The organism is Photorhabdus aballayi (assembly GCF_026153155.1).
Lineage (GTDB): Bacteria > Pseudomonadota > Gammaproteobacteria > Enterobacterales > Enterobacteriaceae > Photorhabdus > Photorhabdus luminescens.
On the sequence record NZ_JAPFCD010000027.1, the window covers coordinates 51,877 to 65,056 of the forward strand.

The 13,180-nt window shown below is 43.7% G+C and carries 7 protein-coding genes; all 7 read right to left on the bottom strand.

What is annotated here, in order from left to right:
* Positions 1-993: 993 nt before the first annotated feature.
* Positions 994-2,370 carry a prephenate-dependent tRNA uridine(34) hydroxylase TrhP gene (gene trhP / locus OO184_RS14225; protein WP_265379751.1) on the bottom strand — a complete coding sequence of 459 codons (1,377 nt, stop codon included), beginning with the start codon at positions 2,368-2,370 and terminating at the stop codon, positions 994-996.
* A gap of 246 nt (positions 2,371-2,616) precedes the next feature.
* Positions 2,617-2,961 carry a YegP family protein gene (locus tag OO184_RS14230; RefSeq protein ID WP_265379752.1) on the bottom strand — a complete coding sequence of 115 codons (345 nt, stop codon included), beginning with the start codon at positions 2,959-2,961 and terminating at the stop codon, positions 2,617-2,619.
* A 97-nt stretch (positions 2,962-3,058) separates the two neighbouring features.
* The gene (gene baeR, locus OO184_RS14235) at positions 3,059-3,763 is read right to left on the bottom strand and encodes an envelope stress response regulator BaeR (protein WP_265379753.1); all 705 of its coding nucleotides are present in this window, start codon (positions 3,761-3,763) and stop codon (positions 3,059-3,061) included.
* Positions 3,760-5,148 carry an envelope stress sensor histidine kinase BaeS gene (gene baeS / locus OO184_RS14240; protein WP_265379754.1) on the bottom strand — a complete coding sequence of 463 codons (1,389 nt, stop codon included), beginning with the start codon at positions 5,146-5,148 and terminating at the stop codon, positions 3,760-3,762. The genes baeR and baeS overlap by 4 nt, the downstream gene beginning before the upstream one ends.
* Positions 5,149-5,334: 186 nt before the next feature.
* Complete coding sequence (gene mdtC / locus OO184_RS14245; protein ID WP_265379755.1) at positions 5,335-8,466, bottom strand: multidrug efflux RND transporter permease subunit MdtC; 3,132 nt, start codon at positions 8,464-8,466, stop codon at positions 5,335-5,337.
* Complete coding sequence (locus tag OO184_RS14250) at positions 8,463-11,609, bottom strand: MdtB/MuxB family multidrug efflux RND transporter permease subunit (RefSeq protein ID WP_265379756.1); 3,147 nt, start codon at positions 11,607-11,609, stop codon at positions 8,463-8,465. The genes mdtC and OO184_RS14250 overlap by 4 nt, the downstream gene beginning before the upstream one ends.
* Positions 11,609-12,814, bottom strand: a complete 1,206-nt coding sequence (locus OO184_RS14255) for an MdtA/MuxA family multidrug efflux RND transporter periplasmic adaptor subunit (protein WP_265379757.1) — start codon at positions 12,812-12,814, stop codon at positions 11,609-11,611. The genes OO184_RS14250 and OO184_RS14255 overlap by 1 nt, the downstream gene beginning before the upstream one ends.
* Positions 12,815-13,180 lie beyond the last annotated feature (366 nt).

The following is a 13,180-nucleotide window of genomic DNA, read 5'->3' on the forward strand; positions in this document are numbered from 1 at the left end:
TTTGTCAACTAATTAACTTATTGAAAGATACATCAATATAATTTGATTTTGTCACAGATGGAAAATTTCTCATGTTTTTATTGCCAATAGTGACATTTCGGTTTCTTCCATTTGCCAAGAGTAATTTCTTATTACATTTCTTCTTTAGTAACTTGTTTACAAACGATGTTTTATAAAGTTATTGGATCTATTGATACAGGTTGAGAGCGTGATAGATGAAGATTGAATGTCTGTCGCTGTTACTTGCCAAGCTGATTTTTCCTGATGTTATTGTTAGATGATATTTTTCATGCTGATCCGGTTAAAAATGCGTTTCTATTGTCTTTTGGTTTACTGAACAGCCCCTATTGTGGGATTACATTTCATTTTTATGAGAGAGCAACATGTACTGCGCTGTTGTTTATCAGCTTTGGGGCGATTTGGCTACTTTATCCTTATTTATATTGTGGATATATAAAACAAAATCCATTTTGGGTTGCTAGGTCGATATAGTCAGCTAAATGTTGAACTAATAGTTTTAACAATAAGTAAATTGTAATTATCTGTTTTCATAATTTTCACCTGATTAATTCTATCAAATTGTATAATATTTGGTCTAAATATGATGGATTTCTTGAATTATTGAACAGTGGAAAATTTTAATTACATTTCTTTAGATAGTGTGATATTTCAATAAGTAGAAATATTCTCTTATTAATATGTAGGTATAATAAACACATTAATATAAATATTCATTGGTTTAATAGTTAAATTTCTCTATTTAATTAATCATGTAAATGAATTCTGTAACTTATTGATTTTATTTCTCGGAGGGAAAAAGAAAAGGCCAGCTCAAGGGAGATTGAGCCGGCCAAGGAGGTGGTTCCTAGTCTTACTGTAAAACTTTTTTAATTTTTTATTTTTCACCAACAATACTACGGTAAATAAAATAGTATTGATGTGATCTGTTTCTAAAAAAAGAAATATATCATCATAAAGAGGGGATATTGATGATTATTTGTCTGAGTCTTGGTTCGTTTGAGCATATTGAGAATTAATACCATTTAGATTACGTATTAATAAGGCATAATTAATATCGATTTGTTTAGGGATTGGTAAATAGACAATATAACCATCCCCAGGCGCAACTTCCATTGGTTGGCCTTTTTTATCCTGCATTGCTTCCAGAGTAAACTGGATATTGCCTGATGGCGTCATTAATTCGAGACGGTCTCCGATCATAAATTTATTCTTGACAGTAACTTCAGCTAATTCGTTGACTCGTTCACCTGTAAATTCACCAACAAATTGTTGTGTATCGGATATCGAATAGCCGTATTCATAAGTCTGATAGGCATCATGGGTATGACGGCGTAAAAATCCTTCGGTATAGCCGCGATGGGCGAGTCCTTCTAACGTTGTTAGCAGAGTTGGATCAAAAGGTTTCCCTGCAACGGCATCATCAATGGCTCGGCGGTAAACTTGTGCTGTGCGAGCGCAGTAATAGAAGGATTTTGTTCGTCCTTCGATTTTCAAAGAGTGAACGCCCATTTTAGTTAATCGCTCAACATGCTCAACTGCACGTAAATCTTTAGAATTCATGATGTAAGTACCATGTTCATCTTCGAAAGCTGACATATATTCACCTGGACGTTTTGCTTCTTCGAACGTAAATACTTTATCTGTTGGTGTGCCTTTTCCCAATGTTGGCTCGATATTTTTTGTCGGTATAGGTTCATGCATATGCACAATATTACCGATATCATCCTCTTTACCTTCTTGGACGTGATATTCCCAACGGCAGGCATTAGTACAGGTTCCTTGGTTAGGATCTCGTTTATTAATATAGCCAGACAACAGGCAACGACCCGAATAGGCCATACACAATGCGCCATGTACGAAAATTTCCAGTTCCATATCGGGAACCTGCTGGCGAATCTCGTTAATTTCATCCAGAGAAAGCTCGCGGGAAAGAATGACGCGTGTCAGCCCCATTTGTCGCCAGAATTTTACTGTTGCCCAGTTAACTGCGTTAGCTTGAACGGAAAGATGAATCTCCATTTCAGGAAAAGCTTCACGAACCATCATGATCAGTCCGGGATCGGACATGATGAGAGCATCTGGTCCCATATCAATGACAGGTTTTAGATCACGGATAAAAGTTTTCAGTTTGGCATTGTGAGGAGCAATATTGACCACAACGTAAAAGCGTTTACCAAGCTCATGCGCTTCTTTAATACCGAGCGCCAGATTTTCGTGATTAAATTCATTATTGCGAACACGCAGGCTGTAACGTGGTTGACCCGCATATACGGCATCTGCGCCATAAGCAAAAGCATAGCGCATATTTTTCAGTGAACCGGCAGGGGAAAGTAATTCTGGAGTAAACATGGTTAAAAAATTCTCGATTTGAATTGAGACTGGTTTTCACTATAAAAAGTAAGGATAAGACGGGGGATTCTAACGCTTAATTTGTTGGGGATACAAATTTATTAGCATGAAACGTTCGGTTCTATTGATCAGCAAAGAACGTGATCAGCAAAGAACGTGATCAACGAAAAACGTGATCGATGAAGAGCGCCTTATCAATTGACGATAACTTTCAACTGATAAGGTGCGGTTTATGATGAAAAAGTATCATTCTGACTTTGTCAGATCTCGGACATTGGCGCTAGAACCATGTTTAATCGCAGATTGAATGCCTTTTTTGGCCGCGACTTCATTATCGTGAGATTCGCTGATGCCGATGACTTGATAGTTTCTCGCTTTCAGCACGAAATAGGACTTGCCAGATTTGTTTTCTCTGATTTCGAAGTTTTTTTCTGCCGGTGAATTTGCCTGGACAGAACGAATTCCTTTATTCGCTGCTGCCTTGGTGGTGTACATTTCACTGGTAAGGATAACTTCACCGTTCGATGTTTTTAAATTGAAGTAATACTGCTTGTTTTTTGTTCTTCTCAGATCATAATGACCTACAGCCATAAGAAATTCCTCCAATTAAAGGTAAGTATTTTTAATATAGCTGAATTTCTGACCGGTGAAAGGTTGAGAGAAATTTAATTCAGTTAAAGTGTGACAGTTATAACAAACGGCATATATCTGCTTCCCATCGGTAACCGAGTCCGTAAATAGAACGAATGAATGTTTTACTGTTGTCCAATTGTTCCAGTTTACGACGTAAATTTTTAATGTGGCTATCAATAGTACGGTCTGTCACGATCCGGTGATCGTCATACAGGTTATTCAATAATTTATCGCGGGAAAATACTTGCCCTGGACGACTTGCCATCGTTTTTAATAACCGGAATTCAACCGGGGTCAAATCCAATATTTTATCGCGGTAACGTGCTTGGAAACAGGCCTCGTCGATTTGCAGATCGCTTTGCTTGACAATATCTTGTGGTCGGTAACAGCGACGAAGAATCGTTTTAACTCGTGCGACAATTTCACGTGGACTATAAGGTTTACAAATATAATCGTCTGCTCCGATTTCCAATCCAAGTAAACGGTCAATTTCTTCCGTTTTGGCGGTGACCATAATAATCGGCACATCAGAGAAGCGGCGAATTTCCCGACAGATAGATATGCCATCGCAGCCTGGAAGCATCAGATCCAGCAAAATAATATCTGGATTGTGTTGCTGTACATGGGAGACAGCTTCATCACCCCGCAGTAGCCACTGGGTTTCGTAATTAGCCGCCCGCAGGTAATCAACCAGCAACTGACCAAGTTTTGGCTCATCTTCAACAATCAAAACAGTATAATGTTCAAATTCTGTATTCATAACGTTTCGCCGTCGAGGGATTTAGTTAGCGGCAATTCTACGATAATTCTCAGGCCGCCTAAAGGTGAGGGGGCGGCATGGATGGCGCCGCTATGTGCTTCAACAATGTTATAGCAAATAGCTAATCCCAGCCCTGATCCGCCACTGGCACGGTTTCGTGAGGATTCACTGCGGTAGAATCGTTCAAAAACCCGTTGGCATTGCTCTGGTGACAAGCCGGGCTTGCTGTCCTCCCAATTCAGAATGAAATAGTTATCGTTAGAGCAATCTTTAATGATTAATTTTCCATTATCGGCGGTATAGCGAAGACTATTTTCCAGTAAATTATGAAATAGCTGAGTCAATCTGTTTGGGTCAGCAAATACCATAATAGTTTCAGGAAGTTTAACATCTATTTGGATTTGCTTATCGAGGAAACGTCCACGATAAGATGCGATAGCAGCCTGAATTAATTCACTGATATTGATAAATTCTTTCCGGTATGCCAGCGCCCCGCGATCGGATAAAGAGAGTTGGTGTAGATCATCAACCAGTTTGGTCAATGTGGTAATTTCAGCTAATAACGAATTGAGCGTTTCTGGCGTGGGTTTGTGAACACCATCCTGTAACGCTTCCAATTCACCGCGCAATATAGCAAGGGGGGTGCGTAGTTCATGAGAAATATCTGCCATATAATCGCGACGCATCTGCTCGTTTTTTTCTAGGGTACTGGCAAGTTGGTTAAAATTGTGGGCAAGCTGACCAATTTCATCTTTACTTGATGGTGTGACTCGGGCGCTGAAATCGCCTGCTGCCAGTTTATGCGTCCCTTCAACCAAACGTTTAACGGGTTTTAACATACCGCGGGATAATAATAGCGTGGCGATGATCGCCAGTAAGGTAGATAAACCGGCAATTATCCAGCTTGTCAGTTGCTGCTGGCGATCAAAACTGATATCAGCTTGACGGGTAATTTTATCTGATGTGCTGACAATGACCCAACCAACAACTTGATGGTGATAGAGAATAGGTTTGCGATAGGTCTCTGTCGGGATTTTGTTTTCATGACCGACTAGCAATTTCATATCACTGTCCACCACCCAAAATTGAGTTCGCCAACCGCGAGGTGGTGGACCCTGGCGGCTTTCACTGGTTTGTTCAATGGAGCGAATGATTTGAAAAATTACCCGGTCATTCCTCTTTAAGAATTTCCAGCTACCATATTGTTGATATTGTTCAGCCAGTGCTTCGGCTAACATGGCGGTACGTAACTGGATATTTTGTTTTATATAACCAATAAAACCATGTTGGAAGCTGCTTCTTACGCCCCAGTGCATGGTGATGAGTACCAGCATACAAGTGGCGAAGATGGCCATGAATAGTTTACCACTGATGCCGAGTTTCATGATGGCTCCATAATTTGCTTGGTAGTACGCCGTTGTTGCCACTTTTCCCTTACTGCCTATTCCAATAGGGCTATTTTATTTGCCCTTTTTTGCCATAAAGAGCGAACCTGGGCAGTGCTCAGACAAAAGCGTTAGCTTTTGAGCGCACTTTAGTGCGACCCATAGGGCGAGCGAAACGAGTCATCCTCACGTACTACGTGTACGTTCCGGTTTTCCGCGCTGTCCGTGTTCACTGTTCATTGATAAGAACGGCCTGCAACAATTACGCCTATTGGGATAGGCTCTTAATCGATCAAAATAGAGATAGATAACGGGTGTGGTATATAGCGTCAAAAGCTGGCTCATAACCAAACCCCCCACAATAGTTATTCCTAAAGGTTGGCGTAATTCTGCTCCGTCGCCATTGCTCAAAACCAGTGGCAGAGCGCCAAATAAGGCGGCTAGTGTCGTCATCAGAATCGGACGGAAACGTAACAGGCTGGCTTGGAATATCGCATCACGGGCACAGATATTACCGTTACGCTGAGCTTCAATAGCAAAATCCACCATAATAATGGCGTTCTTTTTCACGATACCAATCAATAACATGATGCCTATTAATGCTATCAGGCTGAATGGTGTGTCAAACAGTTCCAATGCCAGTAGGGCGCCAATGCCGGCAGAAGGCAGGGTAGAGAGAATAGTTAATGGGTGGATATAACTTTCATACAGTATCCCTAGCACCAGATAGACGGTAATAATGGCGGCCAGAATTAAGAATAATTGTGATTTCTGGGTTTCTTGGAAAATCTGGGCGGTACCAGCAAAAGTGCCGCGAACCGTTGAGGGTACGCTCAGTTCGGTCATGGTTCTTTCAATCGCATTGATAGCATCAGAGAGGGTATAACCTGCCGATATATTGAAAGCAATGGTTGAAGCGGCAGAAAGCCCCTGATGATTCACGCTTAATGGCGCATTAGCCGGTTGCCAGTGAGCAAAATAGGAGAGCGGAATGGTTTTTCCTTGATTGTTAATCACAAACATTTTTTCCAGTGCGCTGACATCTTGCGTATATTCTGGTGCAACTTCCATCACAACCTTGTACTGATTAAGTGGTTGATAGATGGTGGATATTTGTCGCTGACCAAAAGCATTATTCAGCAGACTATTGGCTTCACTGACATTAATGCCCAGACGAGACATGGTATCGCGGTCATAGATTATTGCCATTTCAGCCCCTTTATCCTCTTTATCCGAATTCACGTCGGTCAGTTGGGGCAATTGCCCTAACGCCTTACGGATAACAGGCTCCCATTTGCGAAGATCGTTCAGATCATCTGCCAGCAATGTAAATTGATAGCTAGCATTAGCTTGGCGACTGCCAGCCCTAATATCCTGTACCGGAATGAGAAACAGATTTGCTCCCGGTTCATTGGCAAGTTTAATTCTCAGGCGTGAAATAACCTGTTCAGCGCTTTCTGAACGTTCTTTCAATGGTTTCAGAGAGATAAACATAAAGCCATTATTTACCCTGCCACCACCGGTAAAACCAATAACGCTATCTACCGTAGGATCTGCATTGATTACCTGCATGAAATTTTTCATTTTTTCACGCATAGATTGGAAAGAGATACTTTGATCCGCCCGAACAAACCCTAACAACCGACCGGTATCTTGTTCCGGGAAGAAAGTTTTGGGGATATTAATATAGAGCCAAACATTTAGGGCAATGATACCGGCTAAAATTAACAATACCCAGCGGCTATGATTAAGAACCCACATCAGGGAGCGTCCGTACATTTGCTGAATTTTCAGTAAAACTTTACCGAATCCGCGTATTTTCTTTTGTGCTTTGGGAAGCTGAGATTTTAGTAATTGGGCGCACATCATTGGCGTTAGCGTCAGAGAAACCAATAATGAGATACCGATTGATGTGGTTAAGGTAATGGCGAATTCACGGAACAGCCGACCAACCAATCCATCCATGAACAGAAGCGGGATAAAGACTGCTACCAGCGAAATGCTCATCGAGAGGACCGTGAAACCCACTTCCCGGACACCTCGCAGCGCCGCTTGCATGGGTTTGATACCTGCTTCAAGGTGGCGGGAAATATTCTCCAGCACCACAATCGCATCATCTACCACAAATCCTGTGGCAACCGTCAGCGCCATTAAAGAAAGATTGTTCAAACTGAAACCGCACAGATACATAGCGGTAAAGGTGCCAATGAGTGAAACCGGTACAGCGATGGCAGGGATTAATGTTGCGCGACCAGAACGTAAAAATAGGAACACCACCAGAATGACTAGCCCGATAGCAATCACTAATGCACGTTCTACTTCTACTAATGAAGCACGAATAGTTGGTGTGCGATCTTGAGTCATTTTAAGTTGAATACTGGCAGGAATAGATTCACGTAATGCAGGCAATTGTTCACGGATACGGTTTACTGTGGCGATAATATTCGCGCCCGCTTCACGGCGAATGATCAACAAAATAGCCGGTTCACCGCCAGACATGCCGGCAGCCCTGACATTCTGAACAGAATCTTTTACATTTGCTACATCTTGCAATCGTACCGGTGAACCGTTGTTATAGTGAACGATGATCGGTCGATAGCTTTCGGCTGTTTTTAACTCATCATTAGTTTGAACTTGCCAGTGTTGCTGATCGGAGTCCACATATCCTTGTGGGCGGCGAACATTGGCATTGCTGATAGCTTTGCGTACCGCATCTAGTGAAACTCCCTGATGAAACAGGGCGCCAGGATTTAATTCGACTCTGACTGCGGGTAATGAACTTCCGCCAACAGAAACTTCACTGACGCCTTCAACTTGGGCAATTTTCTGCGCCAGTTGAGTAGAGGCAAAATCATAAAGCTGCCCCTGATTATAGGTATCAGAAGTCAATGTGAGGATCATAATCGGGGCGTCAGACGGGTTGACTTTGTAATAATGCGGCCTGCTAGGCATACCGGAAGGTAGCAGACTTTGAGCGGCATTCAGTGCTGCCTGTACATCCCGCGCTGCACTGTTAATATCACGGTTGAGATCAAATTCAAGTGTGATATCGGTATTGCCAAGGGAGCTACTGGAGGTCATTTCATTGACTCCGGCAATTCGGCCTAAGGCGTGCTCCAGGGGAGTCGCGACCGATGAGGCCATTGTCTCCGGCGAGGCTCCCGGTAATGAAGCGTAAACGGAGATCACTGGAAAATCCACTTGTGGTAAAGGAGAAACCGGCAACAAGGTAAATCCCAATACCCCGCATAGGGTTATGGCTAAACTCAATAGCGTGGTGGCAACAGGACGTTGGATAAATAAGGCAAAGAATTTCACCGCGGCTCCTGATGATCAATAGATGAAGTGTCTGAAATTGAGAACCGACGATTGCGGCGATAGTGTGCCAATCGGTCAAACAGTAAATAGATCACTGGTGTGGTAAACAACGTCAGGATCTGGCTCATAATCAATCCACCGACCATACAGATACCCAGAGGACGACGTAATTCAGCGCCTACACCGGTGCTGAGCATCAAGGGGAGCGCCCCAAGCAACGCTGCCATTGTGGTCATCAAGATTGGACGGAAACGCAATAAACACGCTTGATAAATGGCTTCGTAAGGCGATAACCCCTGCTCACGTTCCGCTGCCAGCGCGAAATCGATCATCATGATGGCATTTTTCTTCACAATACCTATCAACAGGATAATGCCAATGATCGCAATGACATCCAGTTCGTGACCTGCCATCATCAGCGCCAGTAGCGCGCCCACTCCCGCTGTCGGCAATGTGGAGAGGATTGTCACCGGGTGGATGAAGCTTTCATACAGTATGCCTAGCACGATATACATAGCGATGATGGCAGCCGCGATTAGCCATAATGTATTGCCCAGCGCGCTTTCAAATGCCAGCGTTGTTCCCTGGAATTGGGTGGAAATATCTTTGGGCATTTTGATCAATTGTGCTGCATCACGAACAGCATTGACCGCCTGTTCGAGAGAAGCATCCTCAGTAACGTTGAAAGAAAATGTTGCTGAGGGAAATTGAGCGAGATGATTGATTGCCAACGGGCCAAATCTTTGTTCAATAGTCGCAATAGTTCTGAGAGGTATGACATGACCGTCAGTTCCGTTAAGACGGATGTTATCAAATGCTGCCAGCCCTGGAGTTGATGTCACATCATGCTCCAAGATAATTCGATACTGATTAGCCTGTGTATAAATGGTTGAAATTAGCCGCTGGCCGAATGCGTTGTAGAGTGCGTTATCTATAGCGGCCATTGAGATGCCTAATCGGCTGGCTGTGTCTCGGTCTACCTTAACGTAGGCAATTGGCCCCTGGTCTTGCCAGTCACTACTGATATCAATTAGTTCTGCTCTCTGCTTTAATTCTGCCAGCAATTTTGGCACCCAGATACTCAGTTCATCCAGAGAAGTTGCCTGCAAAGTGAATTGGTATTGGGTACGGGTAACTTGAGTATCAATCGTCAAATCCTGTATGGGTTGCAGATAGAGTTTTATGCCGGGTATAGCGGCAACTTTTTCCTGCAAACGCGGAATAATGTCAACGATTCTGTCATCACGCTGATTCAGTGGTTTCAGCGTGATTTGCAATCGCCCGTTATTCAAGGTTGGGTTACTGCCGTCAACACCGACAAAGGTGGTGATATTTTCTACTGCCGGGTCTTGCAGTAATAGGGATGAAACTTGCTGTTGTTTATCCACCATTGCAGAGAAAGAAATGGATTGCGGCGCTTCCAGTGTTCCCTGAATCAGCCCATTATCCTGTGATGGAAAAAATCCTTTTGGAATCATCAGATAGAGCAGAGTCGTTAGCGCCAATGTGCTTAGGGCGATGCTAAATGTGATCCACGGGTGATTCAGCGCTCTTTTTAGCCATACGGCATAACTGGCAATCATTTGTTCAAAAAAGCGTTCACTGGCTTGTTCAAAACGATTGTGTTTTATCTGTGATTCTGGTTTCAGTATTCGAGCGCACATCATGGGGGTTAATGTCAGTGAGACAATGGCTGAAATCAGAATTGCTACGGCTAGGGTAATCGCAAACTCACGAAACAGGCGGCCAACGATATCGCCCATAAAAAGCAATGGGATTAGCACCGCAATCAAAGAGAAAGTCAGGGAAATAATGGTAAAACCGATTTCACCTGCGCCTTTCAATGCTGCGGTCATCGGTTTCTCGCCTTGTTCTATATAACGGGAGATATTTTCAATGACCACAATGGCATCATCCACGACAAAACCGGTGGCAATGGTGAGCGCCATTAGCGTCAGGTTATTGACGGAGAAGCCGCAGAAATACATCACTGCGAATGTACCAGTCAGTGAAAGTGGAACAGCGATACTGGGGATGAGTGTTGCAATGCCGTTGCGTAAAAACAGGTAAATCACCATAACAACCAATGCAATTGCCAGTAACAGCTCAAACTGAACATCTTTCACAGAAGCACGAATGGTTGTCGTGCGGTCAGTCAGGATTTTCATATCAACAGATTTTGGCAAGCTGCTGATGAGCTCCGGCAACATCTGACGAATATTATCTGTGGTTTCAATCACATTGGCGCCGGGCTGGCGCTGGATATTAATCACAATCGCTTGTTTGTTATTTGACCATGCGCCTAGTTTGGTGTTTTCAGCTCCTTGCTCAATGGTTGCGACATCTTGTAACCGTACCGGTGAGCCATTTTTATAGGCAATGATCAATTTGCGGTAATCATTTACTGACTTCATTTGATCGTTGGCCGAAAGCGTGACGGAGCGAGTCGGACCATCAAGGCTGCCTTTGGCGGAGTTAACGTTAGCATTGTTGATAGCGGTACGGATCATTTCGCTATCCAGTCCCTGTGCAGCGACCGCTTGAGCGTTTAACTTCACTCTGACGGCGGGTCGCTGACCGCCGGCGAGTGTCACCAGCCCTACACCGTTGACCTGTGAAATTTTCTGTGCAATACGGGTTTCCACCATATCTTGAATCTGTGTCATTGGCATTGCATCGGAGGTGACGGCCAGCATTAAAATAGGCGGATCTGCGGGGTTGACTTTGCTGTAAATGGGAGGATAAGGAAGGTCATTTGGCAGTAAATTACTGGCTGCATTAATGGCCGCCTGCACTTCCTGTTCGGCGACATCTAACGGCAAAGTCAGTTGGAATTGCAATGTGATAACGGAAGCCCCGCCAGAGCTTTGGGATGCCATCTGTTTAAGACCAGACATTTGTCCGAGTTGGCGTTCCAGTGGGGCGGTGACTGCCGAAGTCATTACATCGGGGCTTGCGCCGGGATAGAGTGTGACAACCTGAATGGTGGGATAGTCTACTTCCGGTAATGCAGACACAGGCAGCATGCGATAGCCGATAATACCTGCCAGCAAGATTGCTGCCATAAATAGCGTGGTGGCGACAGGTCGCAAGATGAACAGGCGTGATGGCCCGCCTCCTGGGATTGGGGAGCTTACCTGCATCAGGAATTCTCCGTTTTATCGTGTTTTTGTAGTTGAGGCTTATTGACCATTGGTGTGACAATATCCACCTTAGCGCCATCTGTCAGGCGATCGATACCATCAGTGACCACTTTATCGCCTGCTGCCAAGCCGGTACTGATAACAACGCGTTTTGTATCCTGCAATTTGATCGTGACCAGATGTTTGCTGACTTTATTCTCTTTGCTTAACATCCAGACAAAATTCCCTTCATTACCCATTTGCAGAGCAGCATTTGGGATCACCACTGCGTTTTCCAGTGTATCGACTTTAATATGGACATTGACGAACTGATTTGGGAATAAGGTGCTATCTTGATTGGAAAAACGGGCTTTCAGCTTAATTGTGCCGGTAGCGGCATCAATTTGATTATCAATGCTCAACAGTTTTCCTTCGGCAAGTTGTTGCTGGTTATTGCGATCCCAGGCACTAACGACGACGTCATGATTGGTTTTCTGAGCTTGCAAAACAGCACTGATATCGTTTTCAGGGAGTGAAAATAGTACATCTACCGGATCGGTTTGGGTAATAACCACAATAGGAGAGTTGTTGCCGCTGGAGATAAAATTCCCTATATCAATCTGTTTCAAGCCCACTTTACCAGAAATTGGAGCCGTAATTCGGCTGTAAGTGAGTTGAAGTTTTGCACTATCAATAGCCGCTTGATCAACTTTTAGACTGGCTTCGTGCTGGCGGACAAGCGCACGTTGATTATCCATTTCTTGTTGGGAAATCAGGTGAGTATTTGCCAATTTCTGGTAGCGATTGAGATCCTGGCGGGCATTTGCCAAGATTGCTTCATCTTTAGCCAGTTGGCCTTTGGCTTGTGCTAGCTGAACCTGAAAAGGACGTGGATCAATTTCTGCCAGTAAATCCCCTTGCTTAATTTGTTGACCCTCCTGAAAGTGCAAAGCGATAAGTTGACCTTCAACTCGGCTAGTCACCGTAGCGGTATTCGCGGCGTGAATGGTGCCAAGCCCGGAAAGAAAGCGAGGGACGGCCTGCTCTTCTACCGTAGCAACCTGAACTGGGGGTAAAGGGGGATGTCCTAAACCAGAGGATTGATCAGATAGGCTGGATTGTTGAGGGACTTTGAGTTGGTACCAAAAAAATATAGCGGCAGCAATGGCAATAGCGGCCAATATTGCACGGAAAAGGAGGGTACGGCGTTTATTATTTTGATTCATTTCTTCGACATTCTCTCAAACGCAAGGTCAGGGTATTGCTCGATTATGTCCGACTGAAGTATCGGTTTAATCACATGCTATTAGTTTAGACAGTGAGGATAAGCTAAAAAATGGAGAAAATGTGGAAAATATGTCAAGGAAGCGCTTTTTAAGGCAAATTAAGGCGTTTTTTGTCATTTTTCTCGAGACGGCTCCAGAAATTATGTAAATGATGTTGTCTCTAATTACTTACATTTCCTTTGCGGTTGTTGGACTGTATCCCCTAATTTTTGAGAGAATTTAGGTTGGTTATAAAATGCAGGGGAAATATAATCAATGTGAATATATTTTCTACTCATATTTAAATGTGATTTGAAAGAGATAAGT